At 73.4% G+C, this 21,188-nt stretch carries 19 protein-coding genes; 6 read left to right on the top strand and 13 right to left on the bottom strand.

The genetic code is table 11. The features are described from left to right. Positions 1-204: 204 nt before the first annotated feature. On the bottom strand, positions 205-384 hold the full coding sequence (locus C1I99_RS32195) for a hypothetical protein (RefSeq protein WP_146603871.1): 180 nt from the start codon (positions 382-384) through the stop codon (positions 205-207). Between the two features lie 58 nt (positions 385-442). Between C1I99_RS32195 and C1I99_RS02945 the strand changes: the two genes are divergently transcribed. Next, on the top strand, positions 443-877 hold the full coding sequence (locus C1I99_RS02945; RefSeq protein ID WP_111132615.1) for a TIGR03668 family PPOX class F420-dependent oxidoreductase: 435 nt from the start codon (positions 443-445) through the stop codon (positions 875-877). Between the two features lie 18 nt (positions 878-895). On the opposite strand, the gene C1I99_RS02940 is transcribed toward C1I99_RS02945, so the two are convergent. From C1I99_RS02940 to C1I99_RS02930, 3 genes are all read right to left on the bottom strand, one after another. Further along, entirely contained in the window at positions 896-1,807 is a 912-nt protein-coding gene (locus C1I99_RS02940; RefSeq protein ID WP_111132614.1) for a TIGR03619 family F420-dependent LLM class oxidoreductase, read from the bottom strand. Between the two features lie 118 nt (positions 1,808-1,925). Further along, the gene (locus tag C1I99_RS02935) at positions 1,926-2,828 is read right to left on the bottom strand and encodes a serine hydrolase (protein ID WP_111132613.1); all 903 of its coding nucleotides are present in this window, start codon (positions 2,826-2,828) and stop codon (positions 1,926-1,928) included. Beyond that, positions 2,825-3,760 (bottom strand): LysR family transcriptional regulator, encoded by a 936-nt coding sequence (locus tag C1I99_RS02930; protein ID WP_111132612.1) that lies wholly within the window; start codon positions 3,758-3,760, stop codon positions 2,825-2,827. Before C1I99_RS02930 ends, C1I99_RS02935 begins: the two co-directional genes overlap by 4 nt. Before the next feature lie 163 nt (positions 3,761-3,923). Here C1I99_RS02930 and bla point away from each other — a divergent pair, with 163 nt between their 5' ends. Further along, entirely contained in the window at positions 3,924-4,856 is a 933-nt protein-coding gene (bla, locus tag C1I99_RS02925) for a class A beta-lactamase (RefSeq protein ID WP_111132611.1), read from the top strand. A 136-nt stretch (positions 4,857-4,992) separates the two neighbouring features. Here bla and C1I99_RS02920 read toward each other — a convergent pair whose 3' ends face one another. The 4 genes from C1I99_RS02920 to C1I99_RS02905 form a co-directional block, all read right to left on the bottom strand. Beyond that, positions 4,993-5,655 carry a L,D-transpeptidase family protein gene (locus C1I99_RS02920; protein ID WP_111132610.1) on the bottom strand — a complete coding sequence of 221 codons (663 nt, stop codon included), beginning with the start codon at positions 5,653-5,655 and terminating at the stop codon, positions 4,993-4,995. Between the two features lie 709 nt (positions 5,656-6,364). After that, a complete protein-coding gene (locus C1I99_RS02915) occupies positions 6,365-7,069 on the bottom strand; it encodes an HAD family hydrolase (protein WP_111132609.1) in 705 nt (234 codons plus the stop codon). Positions 7,070-7,150: 81 nt separating this feature from the next. Continuing rightward, positions 7,151-7,744: a TetR/AcrR family transcriptional regulator gene (locus tag C1I99_RS02910; protein WP_111132608.1), complete on the bottom strand. Its 594-nt coding sequence runs from the start codon at positions 7,742-7,744 to the stop codon at positions 7,151-7,153. Positions 7,745-7,816: 72 nt separating this feature from the next. Beyond that, the gene (locus C1I99_RS02905) at positions 7,817-10,525 is read right to left on the bottom strand and encodes an MGH1-like glycoside hydrolase domain-containing protein (protein WP_111132607.1); all 2,709 of its coding nucleotides are present in this window, start codon (positions 10,523-10,525) and stop codon (positions 7,817-7,819) included. Positions 10,526-10,567: 42 nt separating this feature from the next. Between C1I99_RS02905 and C1I99_RS02900 the strand changes: the two genes are divergently transcribed. The 4 genes from C1I99_RS02900 (at position 10,568) to C1I99_RS02885 (ending at position 15,877) form a co-directional block, all read left to right on the top strand. Next, positions 10,568-12,508, top strand: coding sequence for an amylo-alpha-1,6-glucosidase (locus tag C1I99_RS02900; RefSeq protein WP_111132606.1), 1,941 nt, complete (start codon positions 10,568-10,570; stop codon positions 12,506-12,508). Between the two features lie 142 nt (positions 12,509-12,650). Further along, positions 12,651-13,994, top strand: a complete 1,344-nt coding sequence (locus C1I99_RS02895) for a glycosyltransferase family 4 protein (RefSeq protein WP_111132605.1) — start codon at positions 12,651-12,653, stop codon at positions 13,992-13,994. Between the two features lie 129 nt (positions 13,995-14,123). Further along, a complete protein-coding gene (locus tag C1I99_RS02890; RefSeq protein ID WP_111132604.1) occupies positions 14,124-14,933 on the top strand; it encodes a metal-dependent hydrolase in 810 nt (269 codons plus the stop codon). Next, a complete protein-coding gene (locus C1I99_RS02885) occupies positions 14,930-15,877 on the top strand; it encodes an amidohydrolase family protein (RefSeq protein ID WP_111132603.1) in 948 nt (315 codons plus the stop codon). Before C1I99_RS02890 ends, C1I99_RS02885 begins: the two co-directional genes overlap by 4 nt. Before the next feature lie 16 nt (positions 15,878-15,893). On the opposite strand, the gene C1I99_RS02880 is transcribed toward C1I99_RS02885, so the two are convergent. From C1I99_RS02880 to C1I99_RS02860, 5 genes are all read right to left on the bottom strand, one after another. Next, the gene (locus tag C1I99_RS02880; RefSeq protein WP_111132602.1) at positions 15,894-16,964 is read right to left on the bottom strand and encodes a phosphotransferase; all 1,071 of its coding nucleotides are present in this window, start codon (positions 16,962-16,964) and stop codon (positions 15,894-15,896) included. A gap of 100 nt (positions 16,965-17,064) precedes the next feature. Then, positions 17,065-17,658: a nucleotidyltransferase family protein gene (locus tag C1I99_RS02875; RefSeq protein WP_111132601.1), complete on the bottom strand. Its 594-nt coding sequence runs from the start codon at positions 17,656-17,658 to the stop codon at positions 17,065-17,067. Positions 17,659-17,799: 141 nt separating this feature from the next. Continuing rightward, complete coding sequence (locus tag C1I99_RS02870; protein WP_438941378.1) at positions 17,800-19,473, bottom strand: bifunctional 3'-5' exonuclease/DNA polymerase; 1,674 nt, start codon at positions 19,471-19,473, stop codon at positions 17,800-17,802. Between the two features lie 153 nt (positions 19,474-19,626). Then, positions 19,627-20,559 carry a carbohydrate ABC transporter permease gene (locus C1I99_RS02865; RefSeq protein ID WP_111132599.1) on the bottom strand — a complete coding sequence of 311 codons (933 nt, stop codon included), beginning with the start codon at positions 20,557-20,559 and terminating at the stop codon, positions 19,627-19,629. 14 nt (positions 20,560-20,573) lie between these two features. After that, the coding region (locus C1I99_RS02860) for a carbohydrate ABC transporter permease (protein ID WP_111132598.1) at positions 20,574-21,188 on the bottom strand (615 nt) is incomplete at its 5' end.

Raw genomic sequence — 21,188 nt, 5'->3', positions numbered from 1 at the left:
GGCCACGATCCCGAGTGCGGTCAGAAACAGTGCGCCGACGGCCAACGCCGAGTACGGGCGCGCCCGGTTCCGGACCACCTCCGTCGGATCACTAGCGGAGTACTCGACCTCTATGCGGTCGCCCTCGTTCGGGCAGGAGGTGCCGCAATAGACCCAGGCCTCATACCGCTTGGCATCGACGAAGTACTCGACCTTCGCCTCGCCCTACCGGCCCCGCACGACGTCCAGCGCGAGGCCGGTGACGACCTGACCGTCGCTGTACGTGCCGCTGCGGAACCAGAACGTGCCCGTCACCGATGATGCCGCCAACAGGAAGAGCATCGCCAGGACGGCGATCAGGGCCACAAGTACGCGCGCCCGGCGGTCATCGAAGTCACGACTCACCTCGGCTCCTTCAGCGGATTCGGATACTCCCCGAGCCGGGCTCGGCTACGGTCGGCCTGTGCGGGCCGACGAACTCCGGCACCGGGTCGACTCGGCCCGGGTGGCCCGGCTCGCCACCGTCCGGCCCGACGGTCGCCCCCACCTGGTGCCGGTCTGCTTCGTCCTGCTCGGCGACGTGGCGTACCACGCCGTGGACGAGAAGCCCAAGCGCCACCGGCAGCTACGCCGGCTGGCGAACATCCAGGCCACGGAGCACGCCAGCCTGCTCATCGACGAATACTACGAGGACTGGTCGACACTGTGGTGGGTCCGCCTGGACGGGCACGGCCGGCTGGTCGGCGATCCGGCGGAGGAAGCGGCGGCCCGCGCGGCACTGGCCGGCAAGTATTCGCAGTACGTGCAGCGACCGCCGGGCGGGCCGGTCATCGCGGTCGTGGTGACCCGCTGGTCGGCGTGGTCGGCGGCGGGCGAAGCAGTGGACCCGGCCGGGTGAGCAGCACCGGTCCGGGGCTCAGTACGTCGGGGCGAGGGCGTCGAGCACCTCGTCGGCGCGTCGCAGCGACGCCTGCGCGTTGGCCGAGGGTGAGCCGATCTCCGGGTCGAAGTTGAGATCGACGAACAGTTCCGTGACGCCCGCCTCGGCGAGCCGGCCGAGATCCGACCGGATGTGCGCGAGGGTGCCGGTGAGCGGCTCCCGGTCGGCGGAACCCGCCCGGCGTACCTTGACCGCGCCCCGGCAGACGAACCGCAACGAGCCGGGATCACGCCCGGCGTCCGCTGCCGCCGTCCGCACCGTCGCGATCGCGTCGGCGATGCCGTTCAGGTCGGCCTGGCTGCCGCTGATCCAGCCGTCGGCGAGCCGACCGGCCCGGCGCAGCGCCGCGGGTGCCTGGCCGCCGAGCAGGATCGGCGGATGCGGTCGCTGCACCGGTTTCGGCTCCATCCGGGTCGGCGGGACCTGGTAGAACTCGCCGCGGTGCGCGACGATGTCGTCCTGCCAGAGGCTGCGAAGGACGGTGACGAACTCGGCGGCCCGCCGGCCCCGCCGATGCCGGCTCGCACCGGTCGCCTGGTACTCCTCGTCCGACCAGCCGAGGCCGAGGCCGACGTCGAGCCGTCCACCGGCGAGGATGTCGAGGGTCGCGGTCTGCTTGGCCAGCACCACCGGTGAGAGGAACGGCATGTTGAGCACCGCGACGCCGAGCCGGATCCGCGTGGTGTGGGCGGCGAGGAACGCCAGCGTGGTCAGCGGGTCCTGAACACTGTGGTACGTCTCGCTCCAGCCGAGGTCGGCGGGCGCCAGCAGGCGCTGGAACGTCCACAACGAGTGGTATCCGAGCAGTTCCGCGCGGCGGGCGACGTGGATCATGTTCGCCGGGGTGGCCCACGAGCCGGAAACCGGCGGGGCAAATCCAACCTCCACGCTGGCACGCTACCCAGCTCCGCCCGGGTCGGCGCGGCGAACCGTCATCGTCGCCCCGCCTGGCGTGGCGCATGGCCGTCTCGAACGCCCGGCCACAACCCCCCGGCGGTGCCGCGGCTCAGCCCGCTCTGAGCTGGTCGCGGAGGGTCCGGGCGACCTGTGCCATCAACGCCTCCGCGCCCGGCTGGACGGCCGCCGGCACCTGGGACTCGGTGAGGGCGGCGACCGCGAACACCCGCCCGTCGGCGTGCTCCACCACGCCGACCTCGTGCCGCAGGTTGAGCAGTGTGCCGGTCTTGGACGACCAGCGCGACGCGTCCGAGCTGAAGTCGGGGGCCAGCCGGTGCCGCAGCACGTTGTCACCCATCAACTCGCGCACGCGGGCGGCGACCGAGGGATGGATCGTCGACGGCGTCCACAGCCCGTGCAGCAGGTCCACGAAGGCCCGGGCCGAGCCGGAGTTGGCGCGGGTCACGTCGAGCTGGGCCACCGGGTGGCCGTGTCCCGCCGTCGCCGCTCCGATGGCGAGGGAGTGCGCCAGGTGAGCCTCCGTACGCCCGAACCGCTCGGCCGGGGTCTCGGTGAGGTCCCGGAGGAGATGGCGTACGGCGATGCCGTCGAAACCGAGCCGCCGGAGTTCGGCGGTGACCTCGGCCGGCGAGGTGAGGGCGAACAGCGCGTCCGCGGCGGAACCGTCGCTGACCGAGGTGCTGAGATAGAGCAGATCGTCCAGCGCGATCCTCGCCGGGTGCCGGAACTTGGCCAGCCCGGTCGGCCCCGGCGTCGCCATCCGGCCGGGGGCCACCTCGATCGGCGTGGCCGGGTCGAGGTCGCCCCGGACGACCCGTTCCAGGGTGGCGACCGCGAGCGGGACCTTCACCAGCGAGGCGACCGGGAACTCCCGGTCGGGATCAATACCCAGTTCGTCGCCGGTGTGCAGGTCGCGGACCAGGAACGAGCCGCGCAGACCACCGTCGCGCAACGCCTCCCGGGCCTCGCGGACCACCTTCGCCACGTTCATCCCAGCCCTCCACTCCGTCCCGGCGCGGCGCGGACGCTGCGCCCGGAGCCCGCCGTCGCGGTGGACGCACCGAGGCAGTGCGCGATCGACGCGCCGAGGCCGGTCACCAGGCGCGCGGTGTCCTCGCGCAACCCGGCCGCGATGCCATAGCCGCGCACCAGCTCCGTCCCGCCGACCGGCCGCCAGTGCAGGCCCAGCTCGTCGGCCTGGTCGGACGAGCAGAGCAGGAGGTCGGCCGAGTCGAGCACCGCACCCACGGCGTCAACGAGCGACGCCGAGACCCCGACCTGGGTAGGTTGGAGTCCGACGGCGTCACGCAGCCGCATCATCCGGTCCCGTACGTGCGGCACGTCGTCCTCGGGCTGGAGCCAGACGTGGCGTCGCCGGGCCGACCGGTCGGCCCGGCCGGCCCGCAGGGTGTCCAGGTAGATGGCCGGGTCCTCCGGCTCGGCGCTGCCGGCCAGTCCCAGCGGCACCCGCCAGATCGCCTCGTCGGGCGGCACGGCGACGAGCGCGGCCCGCACCTCCAGCGCCCGGGCCAGGCCCCCGCGCTCGCCCGGCCCCGCCGGGTGCAGGTCGAGGTGCACGCCGGCCAGGCGGCCGTCGGCGACCAGCCGGGCCAGGCGACGCGGGGAACAGACCGCCGGTACGGCGAGCCGGAACGGCCGCAGTTTGGCGCGCTCGGCGTCGTGCTCCATCGCCTCGGCCAGTTCGGTGAGGCGCCGGGCCGAGGGCAGCATGTCCCGGCCGAACGGCGTCAACGTGACGCTCCGGGACGAACGGTCGAAGAGCTTGGCGCCGAAATGCTCCTCCAGCGCCGCTATCCGCCGGCTGGCCACGGACTGGGGGATGCGGGCGGCGGCGGCACCGACGGTGAAGCTGCCGTGCTCACTGACGGCCACGAAGGCCCTGCACGCGCCGACGAGGTCCACGGCGGGCAAGCCTACAGCTATGCCGGCTCGGCATGGATCAGCCCACTTCCGTCTTGGACAGCATGGACCATCCGGTGCGAGGCTCCCCTCGCCCCCACCGGGCAGGACCCGCCCGGTAGTCGAGGTTCGCCCGCAACCGGGCGGCGAAGGGAAGTAGGCAACGATGGTGATCCACTCCACGGCCCCCGCGACCCGGCGCTCCGCCCTGGCGGTGGCCGCCGCGCTGGCGTTCGTACCGCTGGTCGGGTGCTCGACGGCCGGCACGCCCGAGGGCACCCGACCGAGCCCGACCACGACGGCGGCGCCGAGCGTCACGACAAGCCCCCGGTTCGGCCAGCTCGAAGCCGAGTTCGGCGCGCGGCTCGGGGTCTACGCCGTCGACACGGGATCGGGGCGCACGGTCGAGCACCGCGCCGACGAGCGGTTCGGCTACGCGTCGACGTTCAAGGCGCTGGCCGCCGCCGCCGTGCTGGACGAAACGACGACGGCCGAACTCGACCAGGTGGTCCGGTACACGGCCGCCGACCTCGTGGATTACTCGCCGATCACCAAGGACCGGGTGGGCTCGGGCATCACGCTGCGCGAGGCGGCCGACGCCGCGGTCCGGTACAGCGACAACACGGCGGCCAACCTGCTGCTCGATCGGCTGGGCGGTCCGGCGGGCTTCGAGAAGGCGCTGCGCGAGCTCGGCGACCAGGTCACCGACCCCGAACGCCGGGAGACCGCGCTCAACGACGTCGCGCCGGGCGAGACCCGGGACAGCACGACACCCCGGGCGTTCGCCACCGACCTGCGGGCGTACGTTGTCGGCGACGCGCTCTCCGCCGAGGATCGCGACGTCCTGGTCGACTGGCTGCGCCGGAACACCACCGGCGACAAGCTGATCCGGGCCGGCGTGCCGGCCGGCTGGACGGTCGGTGACAAGACCGGCGGCGGGCCGTACGGCATCCGCAACGACATCGCCGTAGTGTGGCCGCCCGACGGCGCGCCGATCGTGCTCGCCATCCTGTCCAGCCGGACCGAGAAGGACGACGAGTACGAGGACGCGCTGATCGCCGAGGCGGCGAAGGCGACGATCGCGGCGCTGCGCCCGTAGTCCCGACCGGGGTGCCGATCCCCTGGCGCTCAACGAGGACGTGGACCATCCCGCCGCTACGTTGCGGCGGGATGGCCTCGACCGGACGATGCATGCGCCTCACGACGGCGGGCCAACTAACGCCGGATCGCAGGACTCAGTAACGGCCCAGGTTCTGCGCGGGACAGATCACGATCCGCGGCGACCGGGCCGGGTCCAGCCACCGCAGCACCGACACCAGGTTGGCGTGCGAGAGGCTGACGCAACCGGCGGTCGCGTTGCCGCTGGCGGTGCTGAACTCGTGCAGGAAGATGCCGCTGCCGGCGTAGGGTTCCGGGGTCGCCACGTTCGGCGGCATGTTGTAGGTGATCACGGCGAAGTGGGTGTACGCCGGGATCTCCTTCCACAGCGCCTCGCTGTAGCCACCCGGGTTGGTGGCGCTGTGCTGGAAGGTGTTGTACAGCGAGGATTCCGGGTTCTCGTTCCACCAGTCGTTGGTCACCACCTGGTGGTACGGGTAGCGCACCCCGGGGTTCGCGCCGATGCCGTACATGGTCCGCCCGAGGGAGTAGACGCCGGTCGGGGTGGTGGGTACGCCCTCGACGTGGTTGTCGCTGAACCCCTTGGAGCCGATCCGGGCCGGCAGCGGCGCCGACACGGCCACCCAGTGCCCGCCCGCCTTGGCGAACGTTTCCAAGGTCGCGTAGGTGGTGCTGTAGCCGTTCCCGGTGACGATGACGACCTGACTGGTCGTACTCGGCAGCGTGGTGAGCCGGGAGGCCCGGTTGGGCGGCGGGATGGGCCGCGCCCGCCCGGTCACGACCGACCCGCCAGCGGCGCCGGGACGCTGGGCTGTCTGGGTTCCATTCGAAGGATGATCGCAGTTGCGGGCCGGTGCGGATGCCCCGAAAAAGGTGAGGAAAATCAGACCGGCCGCTCGGCTTGTCGACGTAACGGAAATGGGCCGGAAAACGCACGGCACGGCCGGCGGAAAAAGAAAATGGGTCAGGACCGGGTCCGCAACTCCCCGGTCCTGACCCCCAGCCGTCCGGCGTGGTAGCGGTTTATCGCCGGGATGAGCGGCGGGGCGGGGCACGCCGCCCACGCCGGGCTCAACACGGCGAGCCGGCCCGCATGCACTCAGCTCCACGGTGCCCAACTACCGGACTTCGGTGCGCTCCCGCCTCACCCCGAAGAGCCGTGAACGCCGGATCAGGCTAGGCGCGTCTCTCCAGGTCGGACAAGATCTGCTCCGGCCGGGGCAGAGTGATTGATGTCAAGGTGAAAAAGCGGCATGTCCACGTAACGCGGCCACGCCGCTCAGCGCTGTTTCCCCGTCGAGGCGGCCATTGCGCCGGCGCGCCCTCGCGGTGGCGGCCACCGCCCCGAACACGTGCTGGTCAGGTCGTACGCGACGTCGGGGGACACCGCCCCGGTGGCCAGGGCGACGCCGTCGAATCGGCGGGCCGGCACAGCTTCGGCGGCAGCACGGCCGCCAGGTGCGAGGGGAAGGTCAGCGGCACCGGCGGTCAGAAGTGGCGCAGCAGGTCGGGGAATGCGGTCAGGTGCAGCACGCCCGGGTCGGTCGGGTCCAGCTCGTCGTGCTCCAGCACCCAGGTGTTGTCGTTGGGGATGAACACGGCGTTCATCCCGGCCGCGCGGGCGGGCAGGATGTCGGACTTCGGGGAGTTGCCGATCATCCAGGCCCGGGCCGGGTCGAAGGCGTGCTTCCGGGCCAGCCAGCGGTACGTCTCGACGTTCTTCTCGGGCACGACGTGCGCGGCGCGGAAGTGGTGCAGCAGGCCGCAGGCGTCGAGTTTGCGCTGCTGCTCCTCGCGCTCGCCCTTGGTCAGCAGCAGCAGGTCGTGCCGGCCGGCGAGCTCGTCGAGCGCCTCGGCCACCCCCGGCATCAGCTCCACCTGGTGGTCGAGCAGCGCCTTTGCCAGGCCCTCGATCTCGCCGCGCTCGGCCTCGGTGACCGGCCGCCGGCGCAGCCGCTCCAGGCACTCGCCGAGGCTGTGCAGGAAGACCTTGCTGCCGTAGCCGTGCACCACCGCGTTGGCCCGCTCGATGTCGTCGAGGATGGCCCGGATCTCGGCCCGGTTGAGGGTGGGGTGGTCCAGCCAGTCGAGAAAGTCGTCGATCACCCGCTCGAACAGGACGTTGTTCTCCCAGAGCGTGTCGTCGGCGTCGAAGACCAGCACCTGGCCTCCCGCCACGCCCCCGTCGGTCATCTGGATCCCTCCCCCCGCCGGCGGGCGCCCACCGGCTCCGGTGCGGCACTCTATGGCATGCCGGCCGGCCGGCCGACCGGATTACCCGCCGGTCGCGGCGCGGCGCGGCGGGCCCAGCAGGTGCGCGGCGATCATCTCCTCCCGCAGCTCCTGGGCCTGCGGGCGGAGCCGGCCACCCCGGGTCAGCATCACCACGCCGTGCAGCAGGCTCCACCCGACCTCGGTGAAGGTGTCCGGGTCGCGCCCCCCGGCCAGCGGCGCCAGGGCCGCCCGCAGCTGGGCGAACGCCGCCTGCGGCGCCGACGGTGCCCGGTCCGCGCCGAGGGTCAGGTCGGGGGTGTACGCGAGCATCGCGTCGTACACCTCCGGGTTGGCGTACGCGAAGTCGAGGTAGGCGGCCACCGCCACCGGCCAGGCGCGGCGGTCGTCGGCGGCGGCCCGGGCGGTGGTGAGCGCGGCGACCAGGTCGGCGAAGCCGCACACCGCCACGGCGGTCATGAGCGCGGCCGGATCGGGGAAGTGGCGGTAGAGGACGTCGATGGCGACCCCGGTCCGCTCGGCCAGCCGGCGGTGGGTCACCGCCGCCCAGCCCTCGGCCTCGGCAAGCTGCCGGGCGGCCGCGACGACGAGCGCCGGCTCGTCCGGCGCGGCGGCCCCTCCGTCGGTTGGCGGCATCCCGCCGATGGTAGTGAGACCTCGCGCACGGCCACCGGCTCGCGACGGATTGGCGACTGTCGCGGCGGCGGGTCAGCGGCGCAGGGTGAGGATCAGGTCGGCGACCAGCGCGGTCCAGCCGGTCTGGTGCCAGGCTCCCAAGCCGGCGCCGTTGTCGCCGTGGAAGTACTCGGGGAAGGCGATCAGGTCCCGCCAGTCGGGGTGGGTCTGGAACAGCTGGCAGGCCCCGTAGATCGGCCGCCGGCCCCAGCCGTCGCGGGTGAACAGGGCGATCAGCCGGGCGGAGAGGTCGTCGGCGATCTCGTCGAGGCTGTGCTTCACCCCGGACCGGGTCGGGTACTCCACCTGTAGGTCGTCGCCGAAGAAGGCCGCGTAGTCGCGCAGCGCGCTGATCAGCAGGAAATTCGTCGGCATCCAGATCGGGCCGCGCCAGTTGGAGTTGCCGCCGAACAGGCCGCTGGTCGACTCTGCCGGCTCGTAGCCGACGCAGAACTCCTGCCCGGCGAGGGTCACCGCGAACGGCTTGTCCAGGTGCGCCCGGGACAGCGTGCGCAGGCCGTACTCGGAGAGGAACTCGTCGCTGTCGAGCATCCGGGCCAGCAGCCGGACGATCTGCTCCGGGCCGACCATGGACAGCAGCCGCTGCTGGCGGCCGTCCGGGCCGAGCCGGCGGGTGCCGATCACATCGGCGTACTCGGGGCGGTTGGTGAGGAACCAGCGCAGCCGCGCGCCCAGCTCGGGCAGCCGGTACAGGGTGCGGGCGGTGAGCCGGGTGGTGGCGGCCAGCGGCAGCAACCCGACCACCGAACGCACCTTCAGCGGCACCTTCGTGCCGTCGGCCAGGCGCAGCACGTCGTAGAAGAACGCGTCCTCGTCGTCCCACAGCCCCTGCTCGTACGCGGCGGCGGCGATGTAGGCGAAGTGCTCGAAGAACTTCGTGGCGGTGTCCACCCAGGTGTGGTCGTGCTCGGCCAGCACGATCGCCATGTCGAGCAGGTTGAGGGCATACATCGCCATCCAGCCGGTGCCGTCGGACTGCTCCAGCACCCCCGCCACCGGCAGCGCCGCCGAGCGGTCGAACGGGCCGACGTTGTCCAGCCCGAGGAAGCCGCCCTCGAAGACGTTGTTGCCGCCGGTGTCCTTGCGGTTGACCCACCAGGTGAAGTTCAGCAGCAGCTTGTGCATCACCCGGGCCAGGAAGTCGTGGTCCCGGCCACCGTCGATCTCGAACACCTTCAGCGCCGCCCAGGCGTGCACCGGCGGGTTCACGTCGCCGAACGCCCACTCGTACGCCGGGATCTGCCCGTTGGGGTGCAGGTACCACTCGCGCAACAGGAGCAGCAGCTGCTCCTTGGCGAAGCCCGGATCGACCCGGGCGATGCTGACGCAGTGGAAGGCCAGGTCCCAGGCCGCGTACCAGGGGTACTCCCACGGGTCCGGCATGGAGATCACGTCGAAGCTGGTCATGTGCCACCAGTGGCTGTTGCGCCCGTGCCGGCGCCCCGGCGGCGGGGGCGGCGAGCCGGGATCGCCCTCCAGCCAGCGCTTGACGTCGAAGTGGTAAAACTGCTTGCCCCACATCAGTCCGGCGATCGCCTGCCGGGCGATCAGCGCCTCGTCCGGGGTCGCCGCGGGCGGGATCACCGCGCCGAAGAACCGGTTCGCCTCGGCCCGCCGGGCCCAGAGCACCGCGTCGAAGCCGTCACCCAGCTCCGCCGGGGGCGGCGGGTTGTCGCCGGGCGGTGGGGCGGTACGGGTCAGCCGCAGCCGGATCTGCCGCTGCCCGCCCGCCGGCACGTCCAGCACGTAGTGCAGCGCCCCCTTGGTGCCCTCCCGGGCCGGGTTGACCGTGGCCGCGCCGTCGACCACGTGGTCGTTGATCCCGTCCTTCGGGTAGCGGGAGCGGCTGGGCAACCCCCAGAGCCGCTCGGCGTTGGTGTCGTTGTCGCACAGCAGCGGGGTCGGCGCCCCGTCGCCCTCCAGCAGCAGTTGGCCGAGCACCCAGTGCTCGCCGACCAGCCGGGAGCCGTCGCCGACCAGCCGGGGCACCCGGTCGCCGCCGGGCAGCCCCCAGGCCCAGGTGTTGCGGAACCACAGGGTGGGCAGCACGTGCAGGGTGGCCGCCCGGTCGCCCCGGTTGGCCACGGTGATCATGATGCACATGTCCGTCGGGCTCGCCTTGGCGTAGTCGACGGTCACCGCCCAGTACCGGTCGTCGTCGAAGATGCCGGTGTCGACCAGTTCGTACTCGGTGTCGTCGCGCCCGCGCAGCGCGTTGACCGCGACCAGCTCGTCGTACGGGAAGGCGGCCTGCGGGTAGTGGTAGCGCCAGCGCATCCAGGAGTGGGTGGGGGTGGAGTCCTCGTACCACCAGTAGTCCTTGGCGTCCTCGCCGTGGTTGCCGCCGTCACCGCCGAGGCCGAACATCCGTTCCTTGAGGATGGGGTCCTTGCCGTTCCACAGCGCGAGGGCGAAGCAGAAGGTCTGCCGGTCGTCGCAGACGCCCGCCATGCCGTCCTCGCTCCACCGGTAGGCTCGGGACCGCGCGTGGTCGTGGGGGAAGTAATCCCACGCCGTACCGTGTTCGCTGTAGTCCTCCCGTACCGTCCCCCACGCCCGTTCGGACAGATAGGGACCCCATGCGCGCCAGTCCTGTTCCCCGGCGTCGGCCTGGGCCAGCCGTAGCTGCTCGGGGTCGGGCGCGGGCGCGTTCGGGAGGGACACCTCGGTGATCACCTGCCCATCTTCGACGCCGCCGGGGTACTGCACCACAGCGGCCATTCTCGTCGTGGCGTGTTACACCCGGCCGGGGGTGAAGGAAACGTGATCGACATTCGCTTCGGCCCGCAGGTCTGCGGGCAGCTGACCAGCGGCGCGACCCGGGAGTGGCTGGTCACCGACGGGCTCGGCGGTTACGCCACCGGCACGGTGAGCGGGCTGCGCACCCGCCGCTACCACGGGCTGCTGGTGGTCTCCGGCGACACGCCGGCGTCCCGCCGGGTGGGACTGGTCAGTCTCGACCCGGCGGTGCTGTTCCCCTCCGGCGCCCGGGTCCGCCTCGGCGCCCACGAGTGGGCCTCCGGGGACGTCGACCCGCGCGGCTTCGAACTGCTGGAGCGGTTCGACCTGGCCGACGGGGTGCCCCGGTGGCGCTGGCGGATCGGCGACGTGGTGATCGAGCGGGAGCTGGCCATGACGCACGGCCGGTCCGGCGTGGCGGTGGTGCACCGGCTGGTCACCGGCGGGCCGGTGCGGCTCGACCTGGCCGCGGCCTGCACCTGGCGCGACGCGCACGGCGAGCGCCGTGCGGACGGGCCCGCGCTTCGGGTGGAGCCGGTGGCCGGCGGAGCCGTGGTGGAGGGCGCGTTCCGGCTGGCCGGGCCGGACTGGGTGCCGGAGGGCCAGTGGTGGCTCGGCGCGCACCACCGCGAGGAGGCGGCACGCGGGCTGCACCCGGAGGACGACCTCTGGTACGCCGGGCGGTTCTCCGGGCCGCTGGAGCGCCCTGGCGACACCGTGTCGGTGCGCGCCTGGGCCGGGGACCTGGCCGCGGAGCCGCCCGCGGCGACGGAGGTGGTGACCGCCGCCCGGCGGCGCAACCGGCGGGTGGTGGCGGCGGCCCGGCCGGCCGACTCGGTGGCGGCGACGCTCACCCTGGCCGCCGACGCCTTCGTCGTCGGCACCGACCGTGGGCCGGACGTGGTGGCCGGCTACCCGTGGTTCGGCGCCTGGTCGCGGGACACGATGATCTCCTACGAGGGGCTCTTCCTCTGCACCGGCCGCGCCGACGAGGGCCGCGAGCTGCTGCGGTCGTACGCGGGGACGCTGTCGGAGGGGATGCTCGCCAACACCGCCGACACCGGCCGGGTGGAGTACAACACGGTCGACGGGACACTGTGGTTCCTGCACGCGGTGAGCCGGCACGTCACCGTCACCGGCGACACCGACCTCGGCGAGGAGCTGCTCCCCGCGCTGCGCGGGGTGGTCGACGCGCACCTGGCCGGCACCCGGTTCGGCATCGCCGTCGACCCGGTCGACTGCCTGCTCACCCAGGGCGCTCCAGAGACGGCGCTGACCTGGATGGACGCCCGGGTGTACGGGGTGCCGGTCACCCCCCGCACGGGCAAGCCGGTGGAGGTCAACGCGCTGTGGATCAACGGGCTGGCCGGTCTGGCCGAGCTGACCGAGTTGGCCGGGCAGGACGCGACCGGGCTGTACCGGCTGCACGACCGGGCGGTCGCCGCGTTCCGGGAGCGGTTCCCGGCCCCGACCGGCTGGCTGTACGACGTGGTGGACGCGCCGGCGCCGGCGTACCCGCTGGGCGGGGCCGCGTACCACGACGACGACCTGCTCCGCCCCAACCAGCTGCTGGCCTGGTCGCTGCCGTACGCGCCGCTGGAGCCGGACGAGCCGGCGCTGCGCCGGGTCGGCGCCGGGCTGCTCACCCCACTCGGCCCGCGCAGCCTCTCCCCCGACTCGCCGGAGTTCGTCGGGCGGCACCGGGGCGGGCCGGCCGAGCGGGACGGGGCGTACCACCAGGGCACCGTCTGGCCGTGGCTGCTCGGCCCGTACGTCGACGCCTGCCGGCGGGGCAAGATGCCGGTCGACGACCTGTTCGTGGGTATAGAATCCCATCTGACCGAATACGGCCTGGGATCGGTGAGCGAGACGGCCGACGGGCTCGCGCCGCACGCCGCCACCGGATGCCCGTTCCAGGCGTGGTCGGTCGCCGAACTGCTGCGGGTGCGCCGGAAGATCCGGTAGCGCTTTACACGACCGCAACGACGGCGTCTCCGCTGGTTATCCAGGCGCCCGGAGGATGGATCCCAATCCAGTCGCGGCGCAGCCGGGCACCAGTCGGGGTGCCGGTCGGCACGCGCGCTCGGGGACAACTCAAGGGGGCCGCATGTCACCTGACGCCGACGTGATCGACATCAACCCCGCCGCCCGGCATCAGCGGGTGCTGATGCTCTCCTGGGAATACCCACCGGTACTCGTCGGCGGGCTCGGCCGGCACGTGCACGCCCTCTCCGTCGCCCTGGCCGCCGCCGGCCACGAGGTCACCGTGGTCACCCGGCACGCCGACGGCGCGCCGCTTGAGGAGTACGCCGACGGCGTGCGCATCCTGCGGGCCGCCGAGGACCCGGTCACCTTTCCCCTGGCGACCAACTCCCTGCTGGCCTGGACGATGGCCTTCAACCACACGCTGACCCGGGCCGCGCTGCGGGCCACCGAGGCCGGCCCCTACGACGTCGTCCACGCCCACGACTGGCTCGTCGCGCACACCGCGGTCACCCTCGCCGAACACCTCGACCTGCCCCTGGTCACCACGATCCACGCCACCGAGGCGGGCCGGCACCAGGGCTGGCTGCCCGAGGAGATGAACCGCACCATCCACGGCGTCGAGCACTGGCTCAGCAACGCCTCCGCCCGGCTGATCACCTGCTCCGGCTACATGCGCGACCAGGTGACCACCCTCTTCGAGGTCCCCACCGGGCAGATCGAGGTGGTGCCCAACGGGGTCGACGACCGCGCCTGGCGGGCCCGCCCCCGCGCGGTGGCCTCGGCCCGGGCCCGGTTCGCCGCGGACGGCCCGCTGGTCGGGTACGCCGGCCGGCTGGTCTACGAGAAGGGCGTGCAGCACCTGGTGCACGCGGTGCCGCACCTGCGCGACCGGCACCCGGGGCTGCGGGTGGTGATCGCCGGGGACGGCCCGTACCGCGCCGAACTGGAGGAGGAGACCCGGCGGCTGGCGCTCGGTCGGACCGTCCGCTTCACCGGCTTCCTGGACACCAGCCAGCTGCCCGCGATGCTCGGTGCCACCGACGCGACCGTGGTACCCAGCCTCTACGAGCCGTTCGGCATGGTGGCCCTGGAGGCGGCGGCGGCCGGCGCGCCGCTGGCCGTGGCCCGCACCGGCGGCCTCGCCGAGATCGTCGAGCCCGGCGTCACCGGGGTGACCTTCCCGCACAGCGACCCGGACGCCCTGGCCGGCGCGGTCGACCAGCTCCTCGGCGACGAGGTCTTCGCCCGGCGGGTGGCCCGGCGGGCCCGCACCATGGTCGGCGAGCGGTACGGCTGGGCGACCATCGCGGCCCGCACCGCCGCCACGTACGCCGCCGCCCGCCGCGATCACGGCCCGGCGCAGGCCCGGCGGGCCGCGGCCCGGGCGGGGCGGGTCGGTCAGAAGATCGCCATCCCCGAGGGCAACCTGCTCGCCGCCGGGGGTGGCGCCTCCCGGGCGCCGTGATCCGGCCGAGCCGCACACCCCGGTCCCGACCCCTCCCCTGTGGACCGTCCGGGTGATGCCCCTGCGGCGGCCGGACGAACTACAGTGGCGTAGTTTGGCGCTCAAGATCCCTGGGGAGGGTGAGCCGAGATGATGGGACCATCCCACGCGCTCTCCGGCGCGGCGGTGTGGCTGGCCGGGTCCTGGGCGCTGGACCAGTTCGCCGACTACCACCAGTCGCCCCTGGCGCTGGCGGTCGGTACCGCCGTCTGCGCCGGCGGGGCGCTCTTCCCCGACCTCGACCTGTCCGGCAAGGTGACCCGCAACCAGGGCGGCGCGACGGTGGCCCGCACCTTCGGGGTCTTCTCGCTGTTCTTCGCCGAGGTGATGGAGAAGGTCTCGCTCGGGGTCTACTACGCGACCAAACTGAGCCGCGACCCGCGCCGCTCCAACGGCCACCGGACGCTGACCCACACCATCCCGTTCACCCTGCTGGTCGGCTGGGGCACCACCGCGCTCTGCGCCGCGTACGGCAAGTGGGCCGTGATCGGCGTCCTGTTCTTCATGATCGGGTTGGCGCTGCGCGGGCTGTTCGACGAGTGGGCGGAGCGGGCCGGCTGGGTGATCGTGACCCTGGTGTCGGCCGGCGCGGCATGGTTCGTCGCCGCCAACCTCCCCGGCGGCCGGGGCTATCCGCTGATCGGCACCGCCGTCGGGGTGGGCTGTTTCGTGCACATCCTCGGCGACATGATCACCAAGGCAGGGGTGCCGATCCTCTGGCCCATCCCGATCAAGCGTCGGATGTGGACGATGATCGGCCTGCCGAACAGCATCGCGCTGCGGGCCGGCAGCAAGACCGAGGTGGTCGTGGTCCGCGCCGCGCTGACCGTGATCGCGGTGCTCGCCGCCGTCGGGCTGGCCGCCCCGTCGGTGCTGCAACGCTTCAACATCCAGGTATGACCGGCCGGTCCGCCCCCGGTGGCCCCACGTCGGGGACCGGCGACGGCGGGATCCCGCCGTCCGAGGCCGACGACGCCGAGGTGCCGGCGTTCTGGCGCCGGCTCGGCCTGCCCGGCCTCGCCGACGTGCACGTGCACTTCCTGCCGCCGCGGCTGTTGCGCCGGGTCTGGGCGTACTTCGACGCGGCCGGCCCGCTGGTCGGCACCGACTGGCCGATCCGGTACCGGTGGAGCGACGCCGAGCGGGTCGCGCACCTGCGCCGGCTGGGCGTCCGGGCGTTCAGCGCCCTGGCGTACGCCCACCGGCCCGGCATGGCCGCGGAGCTGAACCGCTGGACGCTGGACTTCGCCCGCGCCACGCCGGGCTGCCTGCCGTCGGCGACCTTCTTCCCCGAGCCGGGGGTCGAGGGGTACGTCACCGAGGCCGTCGCGGCCGGCGCCCGGCTGTTCAAGGTGCACATCCAGGTGGGTGGCTTCGCGCCGACCGACCCGGCGCTGGACGACGTGTGGGGGCTGCTCGCCGACGCCGGCGTGCCGGTGGTGGTGCACGCCGGGCACGCGCCGGTCGGCACCGGGCACACCGGGCCGGAGCCGTTCGCCGCCCTGCTCGCCCGCCACCCGGGGCTGACCGCGATCGTGGCGCACCTGGGCGCTCCCGACTACCGGGCCTTCCTCGACCTCGCCGGGGCGTACGAGCGGGTGCGGCTGGACACCACGATGGCGTTCACCCCGTTCTTCGACCAGTTCGTGCCGTTCCCCGCCGAGGAGTCGCCCCGGCTGCGCGAGTTGGGGCTGGCCGGCAAGGTGCTGCTGGGCAGCGACTTCCCCAACCTCCCCTACCCGTACGCGGAGCAGCTCGCCGGCCTGGCCCGGCTCGACCTGGGCGACGACTGGCTGCGGGCGGTCTGCTGGGGCAACGCCGCCGCCCTGTTCGACCTGTCCTGACGGCGACGCCGACGGCTCAGTCGAGCGCTTCGGCCGCCCAGCGCATTAGCAGCTCCAGCACCCGACGGCGGCCGTCCATGATCGCGGCTTCGTCCCGCCGATCGTACGTCTGGCCGGGAGGCCCGCCGAGCCGGCCGAGCATCAGCGGGGCGAGCCAGACGTACTTGGCCGCACCGGTGAGCCGGACCGCCCGGGCGGCCACCGCCCGGGGCACCCTGCCGCCCAGGCCGTCGACGTAGCGGTCCACCACGGTGCTCACCACCTCGTCGAGCAGGGCGACGTCGACCAGCCCGTCGAGGAAGGTGTCCAGCACCAGGTTCGCGGCATCCTCCCCGACCGGGCCCGGCCCGACGCACGCCCAGTCCAGCAGCACCGGGCCCGCGTCGCCGAACACCAGGTTCATCGGCCACACGTCGTGGTGGCACAGCGTGCGGGGCAGCCGGTCGGTGGCCGCGATCACCGCGTGCCGGCGTTCCCACAGCGCCCGCAGGCCGACCCGCAGCGGGGCCGGCCACGCGGCGACGGCCACCGGGTGCTCCCACGGCACCGGCTCGGGCACCGGCCGGCTGAGCGTGTAGTCGCGCAGCCAGTCCCGGGCCAGCCAGCCCGGCCACCGGCCGCCCCGGGCACGGTCGCCGGCCCCGGTGATGATCGCCCGCGCCTGCGGATCGTCGAGCCAACGGGCGTGCCCGGCACCCAGCCGGGCCGCCACCTCGCCGAGGTCGGCGGGGTCGCCCGCGGTCCCCGGCCGCCCGGTCGCCTCGGCCAGCCAGAGCGCGACCGTCCCGTCCGGCCGCTCGTCCACCGCCAACGCCGCCGGCCCGGCCAGTCCCGGATACGCCGAGGTGGCCAGCCCGCTGCGGTACGCCTCGACCTCGCGCCGCCAGTAGTTCCAGTGGCCGGGGTCGTCGCTGCCGGCCCAGTGCGCCGGGCTCGGGCGGCCGGGCGGGGCGAGCAGCTTGAGCACCGCCGGGCGCCCCTCGCGGCACGTCCGCCAGATGCCGCCGGTCACCCCGTTGAGCGTGTTGTGGGTCAGCGACTCCGCCGGCACGTCGGCGGGCACCAGGTCGACGGGAGGGCGCGGCACCGGTCGAGCCTACGGCGTCCGCCGGCGCGCCGGACGAACTCTCCGGCGGCCAGCGGCAGCGGATGGCGGTGGCCCGCGCGAGCCGGCGGGTGGCCGGCGCTCAGACCCCGACCCGTTGCTCCGGGACGGTCAGCCCGTAGAGCGCCATCAGCTCCGGGGTGTCGACCCGGCTGCCGTCGGCTACCGAGTCGCAGGAGATGTCGACGATCTGGTCCTTGTGCGCCAGCAGGTAGGGCCGGGCGCCGACGTCCGCGCTGGCCAGCGTGGCGATGCCGGACCAGTGCCGGCGACCGAACAGCATCGGGTAGCCGCGCAGCCCGCCGTAGGTGGCGCAGACCAGCACGTCCGGGTACGGCAGCGCGACCACCCGGCGGACGGCGGCGGCGGTCAGGCCGGGCATGTCCACCGGCACCACCACGACCGCCTCGATTGCCTCGTCGTCGAGGGCGGCGAGGCCGGCCCGGATCGACGAGCCCACCCCGGTGCCCCACGCCCGGTTGACCACCACCGTGGCCCGGCTGAGGTCCGCCGTCTCGCGGACCTGGTCGGCCGCGGCGCCCAGCACGACCACGATCCGCTCGCAGCCCGCCTCGGTCATCGTGTCGATCATCTGGCTGACCAGGGGCTTTTCTCCCTGGTGCAGCAGGGCCTCCGGGCCGCCGATACGACGGCCCCCGCCCGCGGCGATGATCATTCCTGCGATCCGGTTCAGCTGCGCCCCCTCCACGGTGCCGGCGGACCGCGGCGCGGTGGCCCGGCCCGCCTCGTCGTACGGACACCGGGAGCAACGAGCGCCCGGGGGCACGGGTAGCGGGGCAAAAGGGAAAATTGTGCGCTATGCCGCGTCGGCGTAGCAGTCGACGATGGACAGATCCAGCGGGAACCGGACCGGGGTGTCGCCGAACAGCAGCGCGCGGGCCCGCCCACCGGCCCGGGTGACCGCCTCGGCGACGGCGTCGGCCTGCTCCGCCGGGCAGTGCACAATCACCTCGTCGTGCTGAAAGAAGACCAGCTCGGCGGCGGTGCCGGCCAGCTCGCCGCGGAGCGTGGCGAGTAGCGTGGCGGCCCACTCGGCGGCGGTGGCCTGGATGACGAAGTTGCGGGTGAACCGGCCCCGGGACCGGGCCGCCCGGGACCGCGCCGACTGCGGATCCGCCCCGCTGTCCGGGTCGGCCTCCGCATCGTCGGCGAACCCGGCCGTGCCCGGCGGGCAGGTGCGCCCCAACCAGGAACGCACCAGCCCGCCGGCCTCGCCGGCGCGGGCCGCCGCCTCGACGTAGCCGAACGCGATCGGATAGCTATGCCGCAGCACCGCCAGGGCGGGCACCGCCGCGCCGCCGGTCTGCCCGTACATGGCGCCGAGCAGGGCCACCTTGGCCCGGGCCCGGTCGCCGCCGAACGCGTCGTGGGCCAGGGCCGCGTAGAGGTCGCCGGCCCCGCCGGCCGCGGCGAGCCGGGCGTCGCCGGAGACCGCCGCCAGGACCCGGGGTTCCAGCTGCCCGGCGTCGGCCACCACGAACCGCCAGCCCGGGTCGGCCACCACCGCCCGCCGGATCACCTTCGGGATCTGCAACGCGCCGCCGCCCCGGGTGGCCCACCGGCCAGAGACCACTCCGCCGGGGACGTACTCCGGCTGGAACCGGCCGTCACGCACCCAGGCGTCGCGCCAGGCCCAGCCGTGCGCCGTCCAGATCCGGTAGAGCTCCTTGTACTCCAGGACCAGCGGCACCGCCGGGTGGTCGACCCCGCGCAGCACCCAGGCCCGGGTGTTGGGCAGCTCCACCCCGGCCCGGGCGAACGCCCGCAACAGCTCCGCCGGGCTGTCGGCGTGCAACTGGCGGACGCCGAACGCGTCGGCGATGCGGGCGGCCAGCTCGGCCAGCCGGCGCGGCGGCCCGCCGACCGGGGACGGCTCCCCGAGCAGCTCGGCGAGGATCTCGTCGTGCACCTCAGCCCGCCAGGGCAGCCCGGCGGCGCCCATCTCCACCGCGATCAGCGCACCGGCCGACTCGGCGGCGACCAGCAGCCGGAACCGGCCCGGGTGCTCGGCCGCCGCGATCCGGGCGAGCTGGTCGGCGAACACCCTGGTCAGGGCCTCGCTGCCCGGCCCCGGCGGGCCGGGCAGCGAGTCGAAGAGCGCGCCCTGGCCGTGGCCCGGCGGCGCGGCCGGGCGCGGCGGCGGGTCGGCCGGCACCGGCGCTCCCGTCAGCCGCGCCCACGCCGCGGCCACCGACCGGGGCTCACCCCACCGGCCGGCGTGACCGAGCAGCAGCGCCTCGGTCAACTCCACGTCGTGGCAGCGCTCCACCCGAACCCCGGCGCGCAGCAGCGGCGGATAGATCGACGCGCCGGACGCCCAGACCCAGCGGGGGTGATCGGCGACCTCCCGAGCGGCGACCGCGGCGGCCAGATCGGCGACCGGCTCGACCGGCCCGGCGGGGCGACCGGCGGCGTCGAGCGGTTGCAGGGCTCCCCCGCCCCGCTCGTCGGACACCACCGCCACCAGCACGGACGCGATTCTGCCTCGCCCCTGCGACACTCGCCGCCACGCCCGTGGTGGAACGCGCAGTTGTCCGGAAAGAGTGGCCATCCCCCGTGGAATGGCCACTCTTTCCGGGACGTTGTCCCCTCGGCCTCGGCGGGGCCCGGAGCGCGGTACGGGCTACTTGACCGCGCCGGAGGTGAGGCCGGACTGGATCTGGCGCTGGAAGATCGCGTACACGATGATCATCGGCAGGATGGACAGGGTGAGCGCGGCGAAGAGCGCCGCCCAGTCCGCCTCGTAGCCGGCCGAGGTCGAGATGCTGGCGATGCCCTGGGTGAGCACCCACTTGGCGTCGGCGCCCTCGCCCTGCATCAGCGCCACCGGCAGCAGGTACTGGTTCCACTGCCCGATGATGTTGAAGATCGCGATGCTGACCAGGCCGGGCCGGGCCATCGGCATCATGATCCGGAAGAACAGCCGGGTGTGCGACGCGCCGTCGATCATCGCCGCCTCGGCCACCGACTGCGGCAGCGTCTTGAAGAACGCGGCCAGGAAGAACACCGTGAACGGCAGCGAGTAGGCGATGTAGACCAGGATCAGCCCGGTGTAGGTGTTGAGCAGCCCCAGGTTGTTGACCACCAGGAAGAGCGGCACCAGGGCGAGGAACACCGGAAACGCCAGGCCTGAGACGAACAGGTAGTAGATCGCCCGGTTGCCGGGGAACGGGTAGCGGGCCAGCACGTACGCGGCCATCGACCCGAACAGCATGGTGCCGCTGGTGCTCAGCGTCACCACGAAGACGCTGTTGAGGAAGTAGCGCCCGACGTTCGCCTCGGTCCACGCTCGGACGTAGCTGTCGAAGCTGAACTCCCCCGGCACGGCGAACGGGTTGCCGAGGAAGATCTCCGTGTTGCTCTTGAAGGAGGCCAGGATGGTCCAGAGCAACGGGGCCATCACCAGGATCGCCCAGACCAGCAGGGCGATGTGCCCGAGGCCGCTGAGCAGCCCGACGTCGCGGCGCCGGCCATCGGCGGAGCGGGCCCGGTGGCCGGCGCCCCGACCGGGGGCGGCCGGGGCCGCCGGCGCGCTCGGTGCGATTTCAGTGGTCATCTGCGGACCCCGCCTTACAGCTCGATCGTGTCACGCCGGCTGACGCGCAGGGTGAGCGCCGCGAACGTGATCGTCAGGAAGAACAGCGCCACACCCATCGCCGAGGCGTAGCCGAACTGGGAGTAGCTGAACGCGTTGCGGTAGATCTCCATGCCGAGCACGGTGGTGGCGCCGTCCGGGCCGCCCTGGTCCACCGAGAGCACCTGCACGATGGCGAACGCGTCGAAGGCGGCGATGCCGAGGTAGACCCAGGCCACCTGGAGGGTGTCCCAGAGCAGCGGCAGGGTGATCCGGAAGAACATCGCCGCGCGCCCGGCGCCGTCGATGGTCGCCGCCTCGTAGATGTCCTTGGGCACCGAGGCCATACCGGCGGAGAAGAGCACCACGTAGAAGCCGACGGCCTGCCACACCAGCACCCCGACGATCGACCAGAGCGCGATGTCCGGGTTCGCCATGAACAGCACAGGCCCGATCCCCAGGGCCTTCAACGCCCCGTTGAGCAGGCCGCTGTCGTCCGGGGCGTAGACCCGGCTGAAGATCACGCCGACGATGACGACGGCCAGGATCTGGGGGAAGAAGAACACCACCCGGTAGAACTTCGACCCCCAGACCCCGGTCAGCACGCCGCC

Source organism: Micromonospora deserti (assembly GCF_003236335.1).
In the GTDB taxonomy this organism is placed as follows: domain Bacteria; phylum Actinomycetota; class Actinomycetes; order Mycobacteriales; family Micromonosporaceae; genus Micromonospora; species Micromonospora deserti.
Note: the sequence above shows the minus strand (reverse complement) of the source record. Positions and strands in the feature narration are given on the sequence as shown.

What these genes read in the sequence shown, in the direction of transcription:
- C1I99_RS02935 (WP_111132613.1), bottom strand. Translation starts at nt 2,828, where the DNA reads ATGAACGTGGCGAAGGTGGTCCGCGAGGCCCGGGAGGCGTTGCGCGAC.
- bla (WP_111132611.1), top strand. Translation starts at nt 3,924, where the DNA reads ATGGTGATCCACTCCACGGCCCCCGCGACCCGGCGCTCCGCCCTGGCG.
- C1I99_RS02915 (WP_111132609.1), bottom strand. Translation starts at nt 7,069, where the DNA reads ATGACCGACGGGGGCGTGGCGGGAGGCCAGGTGCTGGTCTTCGACGCC.
- C1I99_RS02910 (WP_111132608.1), bottom strand. Translation starts at nt 7,744, where the DNA reads ATGCCGCCAACCGACGGAGGGGCCGCCGCGCCGGACGAGCCGGCGCTC.
- C1I99_RS02905 (WP_111132607.1), bottom strand. Translation starts at nt 10,525, where the DNA reads ATGGCCGCTGTGGTGCAGTACCCCGGCGGCGTCGAAGATGGGCAGGTG.
- C1I99_RS02895 (WP_111132605.1), top strand. Translation starts at nt 12,651, where the DNA reads ATGTCACCTGACGCCGACGTGATCGACATCAACCCCGCCGCCCGGCAT.
- C1I99_RS02890 (WP_111132604.1), top strand. Translation starts at nt 14,124, where the DNA reads ATGATGGGACCATCCCACGCGCTCTCCGGCGCGGCGGTGTGGCTGGCC.
- C1I99_RS02885 (WP_111132603.1), top strand. Translation starts at nt 14,930, where the DNA reads ATGACCGGCCGGTCCGCCCCCGGTGGCCCCACGTCGGGGACCGGCGAC.
- C1I99_RS02875 (WP_111132601.1), bottom strand. Translation starts at nt 17,658, where the DNA reads ATGATCATCGCCGCGGGCGGGGGCCGTCGTATCGGCGGCCCGGAGGCC.
- C1I99_RS02865 (WP_111132599.1), bottom strand. Translation starts at nt 20,559, where the DNA reads ATGACCACTGAAATCGCACCGAGCGCGCCGGCGGCCCCGGCCGCCCCC.